General features: G+C 30.3%; 16 protein-coding genes and 1 other annotated feature (1 of these 17 running past the window's edge). Of the genes, 5 read left to right on the top strand and 11 right to left on the bottom strand.

Annotated elements, in window-relative coordinates; genetic code table 11:
* Nucleotides 1-181 (top strand) — a binding site (T-box leader); it begins 28 nt to the left of the window's first position.
* A 56-nt stretch (nucleotides 182-237) separates the two neighbouring features.
* Nucleotides 238-2,001, top strand: a complete 1,764-nt coding sequence (argS, locus tag JMO20_RS14900; protein WP_202710494.1) for an arginine--tRNA ligase — start codon at nucleotides 238-240, stop codon at nucleotides 1,999-2,001.
* A 217-nt stretch (nucleotides 2,002-2,218) separates the two neighbouring features.
* Nucleotides 2,219-3,301, top strand: a complete 1,083-nt coding sequence (locus JMO20_RS14905; RefSeq protein ID WP_243414761.1) for an XdhC family protein — start codon at nucleotides 2,219-2,221, stop codon at nucleotides 3,299-3,301.
* 61 nt (nucleotides 3,302-3,362) lie between these two features.
* Here the strand turns inward: JMO20_RS14905 and JMO20_RS14910 are convergent, their stop codons facing one another.
* A complete protein-coding gene (locus tag JMO20_RS14910; RefSeq protein WP_202710495.1) occupies nucleotides 3,363-3,704 on the bottom strand; it encodes a winged helix-turn-helix transcriptional regulator in 342 nt (113 codons plus the stop codon).
* Nucleotides 3,705-3,845: 141 nt separating this feature from the next.
* Between JMO20_RS14910 and JMO20_RS14915 the strand changes: the two genes are divergently transcribed.
* The gene (locus tag JMO20_RS14915) at nucleotides 3,846-4,388 is read left to right on the top strand and encodes a GNAT family N-acetyltransferase (RefSeq protein WP_202710496.1); all 543 of its coding nucleotides are present in this window, start codon (nucleotides 3,846-3,848) and stop codon (nucleotides 4,386-4,388) included.
* Nucleotides 4,389-4,555: 167 nt separating this feature from the next.
* On the opposite strand, the gene JMO20_RS14920 is transcribed toward JMO20_RS14915, so the two are convergent.
* Nucleotides 4,556-5,734: a hypothetical protein gene (locus tag JMO20_RS14920; protein ID WP_202710497.1), complete on the bottom strand. Its 1,179-nt coding sequence runs from the start codon at nucleotides 5,732-5,734 to the stop codon at nucleotides 4,556-4,558.
* A 503-nt stretch (nucleotides 5,735-6,237) separates the two neighbouring features.
* Between JMO20_RS14920 and JMO20_RS14925 the strand changes: the two genes are divergently transcribed.
* Nucleotides 6,238-6,900 (top strand): LysE family translocator, encoded by a 663-nt coding sequence (locus tag JMO20_RS14925; RefSeq protein ID WP_202710498.1) that lies wholly within the window; start codon nucleotides 6,238-6,240, stop codon nucleotides 6,898-6,900.
* 67 nt (nucleotides 6,901-6,967) lie between these two features.
* Here the strand turns inward: JMO20_RS14925 and JMO20_RS14930 are convergent, their stop codons facing one another.
* Together JMO20_RS14930 and JMO20_RS14935 are read right to left on the bottom strand one after the other, a co-directional pair.
* Nucleotides 6,968-7,519 (bottom strand): hypothetical protein, encoded by a 552-nt coding sequence (locus JMO20_RS14930; RefSeq protein ID WP_202710499.1) that lies wholly within the window; start codon nucleotides 7,517-7,519, stop codon nucleotides 6,968-6,970.
* Between the two features lie 68 nt (nucleotides 7,520-7,587).
* Nucleotides 7,588-9,033 (bottom strand): DEAD/DEAH box helicase, encoded by a 1,446-nt coding sequence (locus JMO20_RS14935; RefSeq protein ID WP_202710500.1) that lies wholly within the window; start codon nucleotides 9,031-9,033, stop codon nucleotides 7,588-7,590.
* 233 nt (nucleotides 9,034-9,266) lie between these two features.
* On the opposite strand from JMO20_RS14935, the gene JMO20_RS14940 reads away from it, so the two are divergent.
* The gene (locus JMO20_RS14940) at nucleotides 9,267-9,452 is read left to right on the top strand and encodes a hypothetical protein (RefSeq protein ID WP_202710501.1); all 186 of its coding nucleotides are present in this window, start codon (nucleotides 9,267-9,269) and stop codon (nucleotides 9,450-9,452) included.
* A gap of 92 nt (nucleotides 9,453-9,544) precedes the next feature.
* On the opposite strand, the gene JMO20_RS14945 is transcribed toward JMO20_RS14940, so the two are convergent.
* The 7 genes from JMO20_RS14945 to JMO20_RS14975 form a co-directional block, all read right to left on the bottom strand.
* A complete protein-coding gene (locus JMO20_RS14945) occupies nucleotides 9,545-11,461 on the bottom strand; it encodes an ABC-F family ATP-binding cassette domain-containing protein (RefSeq protein WP_202710502.1) in 1,917 nt (638 codons plus the stop codon).
* A 193-nt stretch (nucleotides 11,462-11,654) separates the two neighbouring features.
* Nucleotides 11,655-12,653: a DUF3231 family protein gene (locus JMO20_RS14950; protein WP_202710503.1), complete on the bottom strand. Its 999-nt coding sequence runs from the start codon at nucleotides 12,651-12,653 to the stop codon at nucleotides 11,655-11,657.
* Nucleotides 12,654-12,760: 107 nt separating this feature from the next.
* Nucleotides 12,761-14,467, bottom strand: coding sequence for a sigma 54-interacting transcriptional regulator (locus tag JMO20_RS14955; protein WP_202710504.1), 1,707 nt, complete (start codon nucleotides 14,465-14,467; stop codon nucleotides 12,761-12,763).
* 192 nt (nucleotides 14,468-14,659) lie between these two features.
* Nucleotides 14,660-15,673 (bottom strand): electron transfer flavoprotein subunit alpha/FixB family protein, encoded by a 1,014-nt coding sequence (locus JMO20_RS14960; RefSeq protein WP_202710505.1) that lies wholly within the window; start codon nucleotides 15,671-15,673, stop codon nucleotides 14,660-14,662.
* A 20-nt stretch (nucleotides 15,674-15,693) separates the two neighbouring features.
* Nucleotides 15,694-16,476, bottom strand: coding sequence for an electron transfer flavoprotein subunit beta/FixA family protein (locus tag JMO20_RS14965; protein ID WP_202710506.1), 783 nt, complete (start codon nucleotides 16,474-16,476; stop codon nucleotides 15,694-15,696).
* A 12-nt stretch (nucleotides 16,477-16,488) separates the two neighbouring features.
* Complete coding sequence (locus JMO20_RS14970; protein WP_202710507.1) at nucleotides 16,489-17,628, bottom strand: acyl-CoA dehydrogenase; 1,140 nt, start codon at nucleotides 17,626-17,628, stop codon at nucleotides 16,489-16,491.
* 61 nt (nucleotides 17,629-17,689) lie between these two features.
* Nucleotides 17,690-18,139, bottom strand: coding sequence for a MaoC family dehydratase (locus JMO20_RS14975; RefSeq protein WP_202710508.1), 450 nt, complete (start codon nucleotides 18,137-18,139; stop codon nucleotides 17,690-17,692).
* Between the last annotated feature and the right edge of the window lie 444 nt (nucleotides 18,140-18,583).

Below are 18,583 nucleotides of genomic sequence, written 5' to 3' on the forward strand. Positions count from 1 at the left end.
TTTATATTTTCTTATAGCGAGTAGAAGTCCGGTGGAAGTTCTACAGAAAATAAAGTGGTGAAGAGGGCCTCTGAGAAGCTACCTGAGCACTTGCAAGGGTTAGACGTTGACTGCGTTAAAGTTTTAAGTGGACTATTTTAGTCAATTTGAGTGGTACCGCGGATTAATACCCGTCTCTATTTTTAGAGACGGTTTTTTTATTTTATTTTTAATTCATTAGTTGAGGAGGTATTTGATATGAAAATGCTTATAAAAAAAATAAGTGAAATAGTTGAATCAGCATTTGAAAAAAGTGGATATGATAAAAAGTATGGGGTGGTTACAACATCTAATAGACCTGATTTATGTCAATTCCAATGTAATGGAGCCCTTCCCTCAGCAAAACAATATAGAAGAGCACCTAAACAAATTGCTCAAGATGTATTAGAATGGCTTGAAAAGCATGATATATTTGAAGAAGTTAGAATTGCTGGTCCTGGCTTTATTAATATAAATATTAAAGATAATTTCTTAAAAAAATATCTAAATGAAATGTATGATAGTGATAATTTGGGTTATGATACTGACCCTCATCCACAAACTATCATTATTGATTATGGGGGTGCTAATGTTGCAAAGCCACTCCATGTCGGTCATCTAAGGTCCGCAATTATTGGTGAAAGCATTAAAAGAATTTGCAAATTTGTTGGTCATAATGTAATAGGAGATGTTCATTTAGGAGATTGGGGACTTCAAATAGGTATGGTAATCTCTGAGCTCAAAAGACGTAAACCAGAGCTTCCCTATTTCGACGAAGATTTTCAAGGTGAATATCCTAATAAAGCTCCTTTTACTATAGATGAGCTTGCAGAGATATACCCTACTGCTAGCAAACTAGCAAAATCTAATAAAATCGCCATGGATGAAGCTAAATTAGCAACTGCAGAGCTTCAAAAAGGAAGAAATGGTTATATAGCATTATGGAGACAAATATTAAATGTTTCTGTAAATGATTTAAAGAAAAATTATAGTAATTTAAATGTAGAATTCGACCTATGGAATGGTGAAAGTGATGGTCAAAAATATGTTGATACAATTGTAAATTATCTAAAGGAAAATAATCATACTTCTACAAGTGAAGGATTATTAGTAGTAGATATATCTAAAGAAACCGATACCTATACTATTCCCCCATTTATAGTTTTGAAATCTAATGGTGCTGCTTTATACAGTACTACTGATCTTGCAACCATTTGGGAAAGAATTGAAGAGTATAACCCTGATCAAATTATATATGTAGTTGATAAAAGGCAATCTCTCCACTTTGAACAGGTTTTTAGATGTGCTAGAAAAACTAGTATTACTGGTGAGGATTTAAAACTAGATTTTATTGGATTTGGTACTATGAATGGAAAAGATGGCAAACCCTTTAAGACAAGAGAGGGTGGAGTTATGAGGCTTCAAGATTTAATTAAAATAATTAAAGATGCGGTTTATGATAAGCTTAAAGAAAATGACTCAATTAGTACCTACAAAATAGATGAAATTGCAAGAAAAGTTGGTCTATCAGCTCTTAAATATGGTGATTTATCTAACCAAATTACTAAAGATTATGTTTTTGATATCGATAGATTCTCATCTTTTGAGGGAAATACTGGTCCTTATATTCTATATACAGTAGTTAGAATCAAATCTATTCTCAGAAAAATTAATAATGAAAATTTTCAATACTCTAATAAGATAGAAGCTCCCCACAGTGATATAGAGAGAAATCTATTCTTGAAACTTACAAAATTTAATGAAGTTATAAATCAAAGCTTTGAAAATAAAGCACCTAATAAAATTTGTGACTATATTTATGATTTATCTAATACTTTTAATAGATTTTATCATGAAACCAAAATAATTACTGAAGAAAATCTAACTAAAAAATCATCATGGATTAATCTTATTATTTTAACAATGAAAGTTCTTGAAACTAGTTTAGACCTCCTCGGCATTAAAGCTCCTGAAAGAATGTAGTACAAAATAAAGTACAGAGATGATTTGTCACCTTTGTCAGCAATTGATAGCTCATAAGTTAAGGCTTAAAATTAAATTTGGGATGAAATTACTGAAATTGATTCTCCGATTCCCTACCTTATTTATTTGTAAAGTCATAATGCTTTTAATATAATAAAAGGTATATAATATATGTAATTAACTTAAGTATTAAATACAAATTGGATGGTGACTGATCTTGAACATAAAAGTATATAATGCTTTATTGGAAAACTTAACTAATGGACAAAAATCAGTTCTCATGACTTATCTGAAAACTGTGGATAATAAAAGTGGGAATATTATAAAGAAAGAGCTTATTACAAGAGAAGATATAGATTCCACTAACCAGCAGACAACTGTTTCAAAAGAACTTAATGAAAAACTCAATCATGCACTCCATACAGGTAATATTGAAATACTTAATATGAAAAATAATGATCAAATTTTAATTGAACCTTACTTTCCGAAGCCTCGTTTAATTATTTTTGGAGGTGGACATATTGCAATTCCCTTAGTTGCTTTCGGTACTAAGGTTGGATTCTCAGCTACTGTGATTGATGACCGCCCTTCTTTTGCTAATTCAAATCGCTTTTCCAAAGCATCTGAGATTATTTGTGATAGTTTTAAAAATAGTTTTAGTAAGCTGAATATTGGAGAGTCTGATTTTATAGTAATCGTAACAAGAGGGCATAAACATGATGAGACTTGCTTACGGAATGCATTAAGGTGTAATCCAGCTTACATAGGAATGATCGGATCTAAACGTAGAGTAAAGGGTGTAAAGGATAAATTACTTAGCGATGGTTACACTGCAAGTAGAATAGAGGAAATCAATGCTCCTATTGGTTTAGATATTGGTGCAGTAACTCCAGAGGAAATCGCAATTGCTATAATTGCAGAGATTATAAGCTACCGTAGAATAAGTAAAAATCCTGCTACTAGCAAGATTACCAAGAAAGTAAATTGGCCAGAGTTTGATCCTGAAATAATTGAAAATTTATTAGTAAAAGAAGAAATTCCTAAAGCACTGGTTACAATAATTTCTTCAAAAGGTTCTGTCCCTAGAAAGGCTGGTGCAAAAATGTTAGTTTGGTTTGATGGAAGAACTATCGGGAGTATCGGTGGCGGATGTAGCGAAGCCAGTGTAATAGCTACCGCTAGAGATGTAATGCTAAATAAAAGTTATTCTATAGAGGACGTTGACATGACTGCAGACATGGCCGAGGAAGAAGGTATGGTTTGTGGTGGTAAAATGAAAGTCCTAATTGAATCTTTATAAGTGAGAAAATATAACTCTTCCCTATTTGTACACGATACTGAGAAGAGTTATATTTTATTTATTAATATTCTATTTTCTGCATTTCTTTTCCCCAGTCAGCTAGCTTCTTTAATGCTGGAATTAAATTCTCTCCATTTTCAGATAGTGAATACTCAACTCTAGGTGGTACTTCCATAAATTGTTTTCTATTTATAATTTCGTAAGATTCTAGCTCTTTTAAAGTTTGACTTAGCATCATATTAGTAATCCCATCAATATTTCTCTTCAACTCATTGTATCTCATAATTCCATTTTTACTTAGTGCCCAGATAATAGGCAATCTCCATTTATTCCCGATTATGTTCAATGCATAGGTTAATGGACAATCATCTAAAGGACTTTTATATAGTTTTTTATCATTCATGTTAATCCTCCAATACTCAGCTTTTCCTTACTTAATCAGAAAATACTGCATACTTGTCATAATATTTCTACTTGATATAATCATATCAAAGCTAATCGATTAGTCAAATGCGTATTATTTTCTTTAAAGGAGGAAAATCTAATGAGTATTAAATATAAAGTTATTTCTGCTGATAATATTAACTGTATTAAGAATTTATGTAATGAACTAATGGTATATCAAAAAACTAAGGCACATATTCACCCAGAATGGTTTGATAATATGTGCTTCGAGAGTAGGATGATTCCAGCTATCGATGGTTCCAAGTCTAACTTTATAATAACAGCAAAAGATAAAGATGAAATTATTGGCTACGCATATAGCAATATTTGTTCAAAAACAACTTATTCTGATGGATTCGCTACTCTTGAACCTGTTGATTTTTTTGATTTTAATTCTGTTAAAGGTGATGATGTTGGCTGCCTTTCTCAGTTCTTTATAAAGGAGGATTATCGAAAAACAGGTATAGGAACAATTTTATTCAACAGGTCTTTAGATTGGCTAAATTCAGCAGAATCAATAGATGATATATTCATTTTTGTATCTAATGGAAACGAGGACGCGTTGAGATTTTATCAAGGTAAAGGCTTCAAGGTTAGTCATCAAATATTAGGTGGATTTATCACAGTTTTGAGAAACTTTTAATCATAATCACTTTATAATAGGTTCTTGAGTTGTGAATATATGACTATAAAACATTCAATTCTAATTTAAATAACTATCATAGTAATTGTTTATATAAATTGAGTTTACATACTAAATCCCTCTTGCTTACAAGTAGAAGGGATTTAGTTCACTAACCTCTCAAATATTTAATTTAGCAAATTCACTTCTGAGTTTTCTCTTTTAGTAAATCCATCCATTAATTGTATTCCATCTTCATTAAAGTCATATACAAAATATATTATTTCTGTTATACCAGAAGCTCCACCTCTCATATATGTTTCTGCAATCAAATCTTCTTTACCATCATTATTATAGTCAGCAAATTCATATTTGGTGAAATTTGAAAAGAACATATAATTCTCCCTACCAATATACTGCTCTCCCATTTCATCTAAAAATTTTCTATAATCATTTATTATATTGGTTTCATCTTTTGTAAGCTTCATTTTCATTTCTATATTTTGTCCTACAATTGATAAAGTCAAAAATTCTTCATCATAATCTTTGACTTTAATCGTACTACTAAAGAAATCATTCATATCCCATGTTTTCTTTAACATATCATCTTTATATTCATAGCAAGATAACCAAGCTGTTGATCCATATTTACTAGTGAAAGAGTAAGTAGAACCTACCAGAAAGAAATATCCATTTTCTTCTGAATTTTCTTTTATAAGTAATTGGTTTACCATCTGATTACTTGCTATTGTACTTTCAATACAATCTTCAGAAACATTTGGAATAACCTCAACCTCTTGCCCTTTATACTTCAACCTGATGTCTCCATCATAATATAATAAAACTTCATCTTCTTTAGCTCTCTTAGTTGTGCTTGTATTGTTACGTAGCAAGATATCTTTCTCAAATGTATCATACATTACTTGGTCATTATTCTCTTTTAAAACGTATCTATCCCATAAAGTACTATTCCAATTTTTCACTATATATATCTTTTCTGAATTATCAAACCAAAAGTATCCGTTTTGTGTATCTAAATAGATTTTTTCAAAGCCTTTAAATTTTAAGACTACTTCAAGGGGTTTTTTCTTATCTGTTGGTGGCTTGGCAATTTCATAATCCTCTATTTCCTCTATTAATCGCATTGTAAACTCTTCAGTGGCAGGATAATAATTATCACTTGTTTGTTTGATTTTTAAATCAAATATTTCTTGGGAAATTAATTTTTCTATACTAGTACTTAGCTTTTCCCCTTGAGCTTGTAAATCCATACTTTCATCAGTATTATCCTGATTTTTGCTTATATTACAGCCACTTGTTACTACAAGTAAAACACTAATTATTAGAATATAGATTTTCTTATTCAATGTTCTTCCCCCTTCTCATCCTGTGTTCTTGTATAATCAAAGCACCTTAAGATAGATGCTATAGAATTTTAACTATACTTGGCAAAACTTTATATTTACATTAGCTATTAAATAATTCTATATTAATGTGTTAATCCCTTCACATTTAATCAATTTTCTAAATGATAAAATTTCTTATTTACACTTGAATATGTTTTTTCATAATTTCATCTAAACTACGGCTTATTCAATTGTTTTTTCTCTAAATTAAGTAATAAAGTGATTAAATATCGGAGTTAAAATAAGATGATATTTTCTTTGAATAAATACTCTCTTATATTTTTGTTCTCACTAAATAAAAATATATGGTATTATATATGTAGTATTTCAATAAATAATATAAAGGGATGGACGGGTTGATTTAAGGGTTTTAAAGGTTGAAGTGACGAGTTAATCAATTATCATTTAGATATTTTTAAAAAATAATTTTAAATAAAATAGCAGTACTTAAAGGGGGATACTTTATGTTTAATATATGGGCTTTCTTTTCCTATGTTTTCGTTGTAAGCTTTACTCCAGGACCAAATAATATTATGTCCATGGCAAATGCAAGCAAGTATGGATACAAAAAGACATTAAAGTTTATTTTTGGAGTTTTTACTGGCTTTTTTATTGTTATGCTTCTTAGTAGTTACTTTAACCTATTGCTTTTTAATCTCATTCCTAAAATTAAATTTATTATGGGATTAATAGGATCAGTATATATGGTTTACTTAGCTATTAAGTTAATGAAATCTGAAGAAGAATCACAAGAAACACTTGATGATTCTGATATTGAGGTAGATATAACTACTGACCAATCCCAAAATCCTAAAGAAAATGGGAATAACCTGTATTCTTTCTTCACTGGCTTAACAATGCAGTTTGTCAATCCCAAAGGAATACTTTACTCTATTACTGTAATATCAAATTTTATTATACCTTATTATAAGTCAAATATTGCTTTATTACTTACTTCATTATCCCTTGCATTAGTAGCTATTTTATCAACTTCAGTTTGGGCATTATTTGGGTCTCTCTTTAATCGGTTCCTATCAAGCTACCAAAAACAATTTAATATCGTTATGGGGTTATTATTAATCTATAGTGCTATTACCATTTCTGGTATTACACATATATTCCAATAGAGTAAATCATTCTACACACATGCAGTCTTACATATAAAATTTCTTCATTTTAAAGACTAGTATAGTGTTATTTAAATAACACTATACTAGTCTTTAATTCAATATTACTTCCTTCTGTTGAGTTCGTATCTTCTTTACCCCTTATTACCAATTTAGCTCTTTGGATTTCATTTGATTTACTTACCCACACCTTCAAACTTATATTTGGTTCTTTTATGGAAATAATATCATCAATAAATCCTGAGCCAAGATTTTCAGCTTCAGTTATCATATGTTCATATTTCATTCGTTCTCTATTTATATTATCTATTAGCCTATTAACCATATCTTTTGAAAATTCACTACTATTTAAATTTACCAGATATGTCTCATCTTCTTGATTTTCAATCTCTAGTTTATTTAATATTTCTAATGCCGTGGAGAGACTACTATGTCCATTAATCTTATTTCCTCCAAATAAGGGAAAAAAGCTTAGAGGATTCCCTTTGTTATTAAACTCATTTGTAAAGCTAAACACTTGCCCTTGTGATTTATTCATCTTTGCTTGAATAGTTCCTCTAAAATCTTTTTTATCATTCATTGTTTTTAACACATTGAATATGAATTTTACTTTATTCATAGATAATATCCTCCCCTTTAAAGGATAATAATGATTAACATTTACATATTAATTTGTAATTTAGACTTTTATCTATTAGCTTTACTTACCTTACGAATTCTGCCTTTAATAGGCTTCGTTTGCAATGCCTCAAGAACTATTTCCCCTTTATTATTCAGCACTTCTACAAATGTAGATACATCTATTATATTGATAATTCCTATATCTTCAGCTGTCACTCCTTCTATATTACAAAGGGTTCCAACAATATCTACTGGTCTCATTTTTGTTTTTTTACCAGCGTTGATATGTAATTTCATGATTTCTTTATTCAATTGTGCTCCTTTATCCTCTTTAATTTTAGGCTTTGTATTAATTTTTTTTAGGAAATCAGGTTTTGCTTCACCAATAGTTTCTTTATCTGGTTTTTCTTTTAATGCGATATCTCTATTAATATATTCTTGTATATCATCTAAATATTTATTTTCATCTGGAGTAACAAAAGTAATTGCCCTACCTTCGTTATTTTTTCTACCAGTCCTTCCTATCCTGTGGACGTAACTTTCACTATCAAATGGTATATCATAATTAATAACAAGATTAATATTATTTACATCTATTCCTCTAGCAGCTACATCTGTTGCTATAAGGTATCTAAAGTATCCTCTTTTAAAATCATTCATTACTCTTAATCTATGCTTCTGTTCCATATCTCCATGAATTTTATCACAACTATAATTTAGATCTTTTAGCTTGGTACTAACCTCATCTACTTTTTGCTTTGTATTGCAGAATATTATACAGCTATCTGGATTCTCTAGTATAGTTATATCACCTAATAATTTCATCTTATCTTCTTGCTTTACATTAAATCTTTCTTGAGATATTCTATCCATCGAAGAATTTTCATCTTCAATATTAATTTGAATAGGGTCATTCATATATTTGTAACATAATGCTTCTATATCTTTAGGTAATGTGGCAGATAATAATAAATTTACCCTTTCCTCTGGTAATCTAGTTATTATTTCCTCCAATTGCTCAACAAAACCCATATTAAGCATTTTATCGGCTTCATCTATTACTAAATATCCTATCTTTGAAACATCAAGTGTTCCCTTTTGTAAGTGGTCAATTATACGCCCCGGTGTACCAACTACAACATGAGTCTTTTGCTTAAGTGCTTTTTCTTGTCTTTGGAAAGATGATTTACCATAAACAGCTAACACTTTAATCCTTTTAAATCTACCTATATTAAAAATATCTTCTTTAACTTGAGTTGCTAGTTCCCTTGTTGGCGTAACAACCAATGCTTGAGGCATATTTTCGTCCCAGAGAACTTTTTCGCATATTGGAATTGCAAAGGCAGCAGTTTTTCCACTTCCTGTCTGAGATTTTACTACTATATCCTTATGTTTTAAAACTGCAGGTATCACCTGTTTTTGTACTTTTGTTGGCTTGTGGAAGTTTAGCAAACTAATTGCTTTTAATATTTCATCACTTAATTCATATTTATCAAAATTTAATTTTGTCATTTTATCACCTCTTCTTTTGTAGTAAATAATCTTCTATTGTACTATAATTTTTATTCTAAAACCTATATTTTCATAATTGTTTATTATTAAAATATTTTAGGGTATAGTTATTTATATTTAGTTTGTACTCAATATAATTTTTTAGACATTTAAGCTCAAAATATGATAGAATACAGAAAAAGAGTAATGCTTACAAAGCTATATTCTATTTTATTACTAGTAGTTTAAAGGAGTTGATTATCATTAGCAAGAATAACTTTGACTTTTTTAAATCAAATTATAATTATGAGGAAGATAATTATGATCGATTAAAGAAGACAAGAAAAAGCAAGAATAAAATTAAGGGTTTTACTAAGAAAGCCACCCATAATACTAGCGAATTTGATTATGAAGAAGATCCATATGAGCCTACAAAATAATTCTTCTCAAAATACTTACTCCCCCACTACATTTAAGCAGTGGGGATATTATTTTGTCGTAAGTATAGTTCTACTAAGAATTCTTGAGTTAACTAGCTTTCTTGGTTTTGTATCTGGTCATTAATATCATTTAGATACTCCCATCTTTCAAGTTTATATAACAATTCCTCTTCTACATTTTCCTTTTCAGTAACAAGCTCCTGTAATTTGACAAAATCACTGGAATACTTGTTCATTTCCGTTTCAATATCAGTTATTCTATTTTCTAATGTTTCTATATCAGAATCGATTTTCTCGAACTCAAGTTTTTCTTTATATGAGAACTTTAAATCATGATTTTTATTTTCTCTTTTCTTTTTCTTTTCTTCATTTTTTATGTTCTCATTATCAACTTCAGATGTTGATTGAAGAAATTCATTTTTATATTTAATAAAATCAGAATAATTCCCAGTATGTATAACTATTTCTCCATCCCCTTCAAATGAAAAAATTTTAGAACATACTCTATCTAAAAAATATCTATCATGGGATACAGTAACAACTACACCATTGAATTCATCAATATATGATTCTAAAATATTTAAGGTTTCTATATCAAGGTCATTTGTAGGTTCATCTAACAATAATACATTTGGAGCTTCCATAAGAATCCTCAATAGGTATAACCTTCTCCTTTCTCCCCCTGAAAGTTTTTTGATATAAGTCCATTGCATATCTGGAGTAAATAAGAACCTTTCCATCATTTGAGAAGCACTTATCTTGTTTCCATTCTCATCAGAGATGAATTCTCCACCCTCTCTGATGTATTCTATAGCCCTTAAATCTTCATTCATGTCTTCACTTTCTTGTGAGAAATAACCAATTTTTACTGTTGCTCCAATATCTATGTTGCCTTTATCTGGTGACAGTCTTCCATATAATAAATTTAGAAGAGTAGACTTCCCTACTCCATTGTCTCCAATTATCCCAATAATATCTTCTCTAAGTAGTATATAATTAAGATCTCCAATTATTTTTTTCTCACCAAAGCTTTTTGATAAGTTACTTATTTCAATTATCTTTTTTCCAAGCCTTGTTGAGCCAACAGATATCTCCATATTTGGTTCATCTGTATCTATTTTTGATTCTTCAAGATCTTCAAACCTTTTTATTCTAGCTTTTTGCTTTGTAGTTCTTGCCTTTGCTCCTTTTCTAATCCATTCAAGCTCTTTTTTATACAAGTTTTGACGCTTTTTTTCTAAAGTTGCTTCTAATGCTTTTCTCTCAATTTTCTTTTCTATAAACTCACTATAATTTCCTGAATAAGTATATAGTCTACCATGATCTAATTCTATAGTCCTATTCACAACCCTATCTAAGAAGTATCTATCATGAGTTATCATAATTAAGGCTCCTTTTCGATTTTCCAGATAATTCTCAAGCCAATCAATAGTTCTGTTATCCATATGATTTGTTGGTTCATCAAGGATTAGCAAATTACATGGAGTTATAAGAGAAGCAGCCAGTGCAACTCTTTTCTTCTGTCCTCCCGATAGAGTATTCACTTTATCATCAAAATTACTAATTCCAAGCTTAGTGAGAATTGTTTTAGCTTGACTTTCCAACTCCCAAGCATTTAAAGAATCCATCTTAGCCGATAATGAAGTTAGTTTATTCTGAAGTTCTACATTTTCTGAATCCTTTGAAATAGCTAAAAGAATTTTCTCATATTCCCTAACAACACTAACTGCTGGTGAATCTCCTTTAAAGATATTTTCTAGAACAGTCAAATCTTCGTTAAACTCTGGATCTTGAGATAAGTACTCTATTTTGGTGTCCTTTGGAGAATTTATAACTCCAGAATCCATTGTCTCAATCCCAGCAATTATTTTTAATAAAGTTGACTTACCTGTACCATTTATCCCAATAAGACCAATCTTGTCACTAGATTCTATATTAATAGAAATGTTATCAAATAATGTTTTTTCACCATAACTTTTTGATATATTATCAGCTGAAATAATGTTCATTACTATCATCCTTTTTGTTGAATTTATTAATCTTAATTAAAAATGTTCTATGTAATTTAAAAATTGATAAGTTACTTTTTATATCTTATCATACCTTGAAAAAGAAAACATATATTTATCTTATTACTTCAACTTAAAAATTGTGTTAGTAAAATGAAAGACCCCATCTTTAAATTAGATGAGGGTCTATAGCTTAGATACTCATATCAATTGGCTGAGGTGGAGCCTCTAACCACCCATTCTTTACCATAATCTTAATGCCTTTATTATAATATTCAAGCATGTCTTTCATTATTATCAGACTTTTACCGTTAATATCATTTCTTAAGCTAGCTGTTAGAGATTGACCTATCATGTTAAAGCAGTACATGCCTATACATGTATTTATAAAATATAGCATTATTTTTTCTGAAAAAGGTGACTCATCGGTATCAAATATTTTATACTCTCCAGTTGATGATATATTAATATTTTCCTTTGACAAAACTGGTTGTAGTGAATCAACTACTTTTTGTATTTCTTTCACTCCATCATTGAAATGCTCTTTTAATTCTTTAGACTTCGCTGTCTTGGAAAATACAACAAAGACCATTTTAGAAAATTGCGCTCTAAATATAATTCTTGCTAAAGCAGATATTTCTGATATATTTAATGGTCTATTATCACCTATTAACCTCCCAAGGTATTTTTTGTTATCTACTAAAATTATATCTTTTTCAATAGCAATATTTGGATGCTTTGGATATATTCCTTTTTCTATCATATATTCAATTACATCATCCTGCATTGAAATATTATAACTTATGTTATCTTGAAAGTACTCTCTAATATCTTTTCTCGTAGAATCTAATAAGGCACTAGTATAGGTATGTATAGTTAATAAAATAAAGTCATAACAAAAGGCTGCAATAAACTCATCTGAGATAACTCTTGGAGCATCAGCCTTGACATCTTCACTTATAAATCCATTAGGTAACGGGATAAACTCTTCCTTAAAAATATTCTCTATCATAAACATACTTTGCTTTGCTCTGTTAATTTTACTAATTAGTATTTCTTTTATCCTATCACTCTCAACGATATCTACAAAGTACTCAAAAAACCTGAGCTCCATGTTATTTTTGATATATGATGCCCACATACCAGATATTTCAGCGGATGTTAAAGCTATCCTATCTTTCTTTTCACTCACTATATCGCTCTCCTTTGCACTATTTTATATTATTATTCCTTATAGGCCATAAAATATATTAATAATAGTACTCTAAGTGAAAATTTTAAAATTTATAAACAAATCCATTATGATATTCCATATTTATCAAGCTTTTTATATAGACTAGCTCTAGTTATGCCTAGCAAATCGGCGGTTTTTCTTTTATTCCCTTCATTCTTGTTAAGAACCTCCGTTATAACCTTTCTTTCAGTTTCTTCTAAAATAGTTTTTAGCTTCCTTTCATCAATCATATAATTTTTAGACTTTCTTTTAGTTATTTTATTTGGTAAATGTTCGGGCCTAATGACAAGATTTGAATCTAATAAATTTATTGCTCTTTCAATTACATTCTCCAATTCTCTTATATTCCCTGGCCAATAATAACTCTCAAAATACTGAAAAACTTCCTTTGAAATTCCCTCTGCATATATACCTATATTCTTAGCTATTTTATTTTTTAATGCTATAGCTATATCCTTTATATCTTCTCTTCTCTCTCTTAAAGGTGGTATAGTAATATTAACTACATTAAGTCTATAATATAAATCTTCTCTAAATTCACCCTCACTAACAAGTCTTTCTAGATTCTTATTGGTAGATGCAATTATCCTGACATCTGATTTTTTTATAATATTTCCGCCTACATGTTCAAATTCTTTTTCTTGAAGAACTCTTAAGAGCTTTGCCTGCATTTCCAATGGCATATCTCCTATCTCGTCCAATAAAATAGTTCCTCCATTTGCAAGTTCAAATTTACCTTCTTTCCCACCTTTTTTTGCCCCTGAAAATGCACCTTCTTCATAGCCAAAAAGCTCTGATTCCAAAAGATCGGCAGGGATTGCAGCACAATTTAATTTTATAAATGGTGCATATTTTCTGTCACTTGCATTGTGTATTGCATGGGCAAGAAGTTCCTTTCCGGTGCCACTTTCTCCTAATATTAATACATTCGAATTTGTCTTTGCCACTCTTTTAGCTATATCTATTACAAATTTCATTTTAGGACTATTTCCAATACAATCCTCAAAAGAATATTTAGCAGTTCTTTCTTTTTTAAGCTCTGATTTATAGTACTCAAGCTCTTCTTCTAGTCTATCAATTTTTTTTCTTAATGATACGAAGTCTCCAATGTCCTTGAACATCACCTTCCCAACTGCACCAACTATTTTTCCCTTTTTAACTATGGGCACCCTCATAGAAATCATTTTATTTCCTGCATTTTCTTGTATATCTCCGATTTCCTTTACACCTGTTCTTACTACTATATGCATTCTTGTATTTTCTATTACGTCTGTTACATGCTTACCTTCAGCATTATGCTCCCCTAAAAACTCTTTATATGCTTTACTCATCATCTTGATAATTCCAGTCTCATCAACCACAACTACCCATTCGTTAGCTGTATCTAATATTGTGTTTAAAATTTCAATATAATTCTCATCTTCATTGAGTCTTTTACTTATCTTATTATAGTCGGTTATATCATTAAAAAGAATCAACATACCATAAATAGAATTTTCTTTTTTAATTGGAACCTTATTTACAGATAGATGATTATTATTTATTTCAAGCTCTTTATCTAAATTAAAGTCTTTATTCTTTATGAATTCTATTAGTTCAATGTCGTCAATAATCTCTGATACTTTTTTTCCTACACTAATTTCTTTTTTTATATTTAGCAATTCCTCAGCATGTTTATTGACTAATATTATTTTATTATTCTTATCTATTCCTAATAAAGCTTCTTTTACTAAATCAAGAATATGATATGTGTATATATCCAAGGGTTTCATTGAATCACCTCTATTTAAACAAATTGTATTCTACCTAAATTATATCATGTATTTCATAATCGATTAAGGAAATTGCATATTTACAAATTAAATGTACTTTTGCAAGATTTAATTAGGTGTTAAAAAAAAAGAGCTATCTAAGTTACAAAACTTAAGATAGCTCTTTTCTTTCACTTAACCCTCAATATTTTATTACTTGTCTTCTTTAGTAGCAGCTACTTCATCTATTACCATTGGTATAATCTTATTTATATCTCCAACTATTCCTAAATCAGCTGTTTCAAATATAGGAGCTGTACTATCTTTGTTAATAGCAATTATATAATCTGATTCTTCCATACCTGCTATATGCTGTATAGCTCCTGAAATCCCACAAGCTATATAAATATTTGGTCTAACAGTCTTTCCTGTTTGTCCTACTTGATGGTCTCTTTCAAGCCAGCCTGCATCAACCACTGCACGAGAAGCTGATATTTGTCCTTCTAGTAAATTTGCTAATCCCTTTAGAGTCTTAAAATTCTCTGGTTTTCCAATACCTCTCCCGCCTGAAACTAGTACATTAGCTTCTTCTATATTGATTTTTTCTTTCTTTTCTTTAACTATTTCTAATACCTCAATATTCAAGCTATCCTGAGATATGTCTATTTTATATTCATTAATTTTTCCTAATCTATTTTCATCTCTTTCACATATTTTCATAACACCTGGTCTCACTGTAGACATTTGTGGTCTATGATCTGGACAAACAATCGTAGCCATAATATTTCCACCAAAGGCAGGTCTAGTCATCAGCAAGTTATTATTATTTTCTTTATCAATTTCTAATGAAGTACAGTCAGCTGTTAGTCCAGTATATATCCTTGCCGATATTCTCGGTGCTAAATCCCTACCGATTGATGTTGCTCCAAATAGAAATATTTCTGGCTTATATTCATTTATTATATTTGAAATCACTTTTGTATATGGCTCTGTTGTATATACATTTAGAACATCACTATCAGTATATAATATTTCATCTGCTCCAAAATATATTAATTCATTTAATTTATTTTTAATATCATGCCCTAATACTACTGCTATTACCTTTTCATTAATATCATCGGCAAGCTCCCTTGCTTTTCCCAATAGTTCTAATGATACCTTTTGAATCTCACCTTCTCTTTGTTCAACAAATACATACACACCTTTATATTCTGAAATATTCAACTTATTCCCTCCTATCTATACTATATTACATGTTTTTCTTTAAGCTTATTAACAATTATTTGAGCTGCTTCACTTGGTTCAACTTCAAATTTTTCTCCAGCAGCTTTAGCGCCCTTTGTAAAGGACTTTTTAACTTTTGTTGGAGAACCCTTTAGTCCTATATGTTCTCTATTTACATCTATATCTTCAAGGGTCCATTTCTTTATTTCCTTTTCTCTATTAGCATCAAATATCCCTTTGACTGACATATATCTTGGACTATTCATTTCACTTAGCGTAGTTATTAAACATGGCATTTTAACCTTTACCTTATGATAACCATCTTCAAAAACTCTTTTAAGAATTAAACTATTTCCGTCTTTTTCTAAATTTGCTACATAACTAACCTGTGGGATTTTTAGATGTTCAGCAATTTGAGGTCCAACCTGAGCTGTATCACCATCAATTGCTTGTCTTCCTGCTATAATTAAGTCATAATCAAGATTCTTAATAGCTGCTGCTAAAGTACTAGAAGTTGCCCAAGTATCTGCCCCAGCAAATGCCCTATCAGTAAGAAGAATCCCTTCATCAGCTCCCATAGAAAGAGCTTCCAACAATGCTTTTTCAGCTTGAGGTGGTCCCATAGTTAAAACTGTAACATGTGCGTCTGTCTCATCCTTTAACATTAATGCAGCCTCTAAACCACTTTTGTCATCAGGATTTATTATACTTGGAACCCCTTCCCTAATTAGAGTACCAGTTTTAGGATCAAGTCTAACTTCTGTTGTATCTGGAACTTGCTTTATACATACTACTATATTCATATTAATGCCTCCTTATCTTAATAAACTTCCTGCTATTACCATTTTCTGTACTTCTGATGTTCCTTCATATATCTCAGTTATTTTAGCATCTCTCATCATACGTTCAACTGGATACTCTCTTGTGTACCCATATCCACCGTGTAATTGTACCGCCTTTGTCGTAACCTCCATAGCAGTTTCTGCTGTGAATAATTTCGCCATAGCAGCTTTATCACTATATCTTTCTTTGTTATCCTTAGCTCTTGCCGCACTATAAACTAAAAGTCTTGCAGCCTCGGTTTTGGTTTGCATATCTGCAAGCTCAAATTGAGTATTCTGGAACTTAGATATTGCCCTACCAAACTGTTTTCTTTCCTTTACATAACTTACTGTCTCATCTATAGCACCTTGAGATATTCCTAATGCTTGAGCTGCTATTCCTATACGTCCACCATCTAAGGTTTTCATTGCAATCTTAAAACCTTGACCTATTTTACCTAATAGATTTTCCTTAGGTACCTTACAATTCTCAAATATTAACTCACAAGTTGCAGAACCTTTAATCCCCATTTTTGCTTCCTTTTTCCCAACACTAAAACCTTCAAAATCCTTTTCAACTATAAATGCTGATATTCCTTTAACACCTTTAGACTTATCAGTCATAGCCATAATTATATAAACATCTGCATATCCTGCGTTAGTAATAAATATCTTAGAACCATTTAGTATATAGTAATCTCCAACTAATTCTGCCTTAGTCTGCTGACCCGCCGCATCTGTTCCTGCATTTGGCTCTGTTAAACCAAATGCTCCTAAATTATCTCCTTTAGCTAATGGAATCAAATATTTTTGTTTTTGTTCCTCTGTACCAAACTCATATATTGGCGTAGCGCATAAAGATGTATGGGCAGATACAATTACTCCTGTTGTTGCACAAGATTTTGATAATTCTTCAACAGCCATAGCATAGGCTAAATTGTCTCCTCCTTGTCCACCATACTCTTTTGGGAAAGGAATCCCCATAAATCCATATTTGGCAAGCTTTTTGACAGTCTCTACTGGGAACATTTCCTTTTCATCAACTTCTTCTGCTAAAGGCTTAACTTCTTTTTCTGTAAATTCAGTAAACATTTGCCTTAACATCTTGTGTTCATTTGGCAATCTAAAATCCATAGTAAGCTCCTCCTTGTAATAAAAATATTTTATACTTATTTTAATTTCGTTAGTTAATTAACTAACGAACTACATTACTAATTGCAACTTCTTCTTCAACTTTAGGAGGCATTACAGTAGCGATACCCTTTAATACCACCTCTCCATCTTGATTTGTACATATAGTATTTAACTTAACTCTATTTTTCTCTTGGATTTTCTCAATAACCTCTACCTCAGCTTTAATTGTATCTCCAAATTTTACTGGCGCTGTAAATTTTAAATCTTGACCGAGATATATTGTTCCTGGCCCAGGTAGATGAACCCCTAATACTGCAGATATTAGTCCAGCAGTTAACATACCATGGGCAATTCTTCCCTTGAACATTGTGTTTTTTGACGCTTCATGATTTATATGGGCAGGATTTATATCTCCAGTCACTCCCGCATACAAATAAACATCTGTTTCAGAAATAGTCTTTTGAAATGATGCTTTGTCACCAATTCTAATTTCATTCATTGTTTTTCCCATTTTGATATTACCCCCTTAAATTTAATAAGCAATTATCGCTAAAACTGTATTGTATAAGAGACTCTATTTAGATCCTATGCCTAAAAGTTAGGTCAATGGTTAAAATAAAGCCTCTTTGATAAATATAATTTGCAATTACTATGCCATTTGAATATAAAAAAAATATTTTTTTTCAATCTTTTATATAAAACTTCATAAAATAGCCAATTGACATGTTTATTTTTTTACCCTAATGAAATTTTTGTTTGATATTTTTTTATCATAATTTGAGTTTTCCATCAAAAAAAATGTTTATATAGTAAAGTGACTGTGTGAAAATTACTACATGTATATTTTTTTCTAATTTTTTTCAATCTAGTATTTTCTAAAAAAAATTCTGACAATCGAGTAGGAGGTAGATAATTATTTTATCTACCGACCTCTCACACCACCGTACGTACCGTT

Source organism: Sporosalibacterium faouarense (genome assembly GCF_016765695.1).
GTDB lineage: Bacteria > Bacillota > Clostridia > Tissierellales > VENL01 > Sporosalibacterium > Sporosalibacterium faouarense.

Coding starts and splice junctions, on each gene's coding strand:
- argS (WP_202710494.1), top strand. CDS start 238: ATGAAAATGCTTATAAAAAAAATAAGTGAAATAGTTGAATCAGCATTT.
- JMO20_RS14910 (WP_202710495.1), bottom strand. CDS start 3,704: ATGAATGATAAAAAACTATATAAAAGTCCTTTAGATGATTGTCCATTA.
- JMO20_RS14965 (WP_202710506.1), bottom strand. CDS start 16,476: ATGAATATAGTAGTATGTATAAAGCAAGTTCCAGATACAACAGAAGTT.
- JMO20_RS14945 (WP_202710502.1), bottom strand. CDS start 11,461: ATGAACATTATTTCAGCTGATAATATATCAAAAAGTTATGGTGAAAAA.
- JMO20_RS14930 (WP_202710499.1), bottom strand. CDS start 7,519: ATGAATAAAGTAAAATTCATATTCAATGTGTTAAAAACAATGAATGAT.
- JMO20_RS14970 (WP_202710507.1), bottom strand. CDS start 17,628: ATGGATTTTAGATTGCCAAATGAACACAAGATGTTAAGGCAAATGTTT.
- JMO20_RS14935 (WP_202710500.1), bottom strand. CDS start 9,033: ATGACAAAATTAAATTTTGATAAATATGAATTAAGTGATGAAATATTA.
- JMO20_RS14915 (WP_202710496.1), top strand. CDS start 3,846: ATGAGTATTAAATATAAAGTTATTTCTGCTGATAATATTAACTGTATT.
- JMO20_RS14975 (WP_202710508.1), bottom strand. CDS start 18,139: ATGGGAAAAACAATGAATGAAATTAGAATTGGTGACAAAGCATCATTT.
- JMO20_RS14955 (WP_202710504.1), bottom strand. CDS start 14,467: ATGAAACCCTTGGATATATACACATATCATATTCTTGATTTAGTAAAA.
- JMO20_RS14925 (WP_202710498.1), top strand. CDS start 6,238: ATGTTTAATATATGGGCTTTCTTTTCCTATGTTTTCGTTGTAAGCTTT.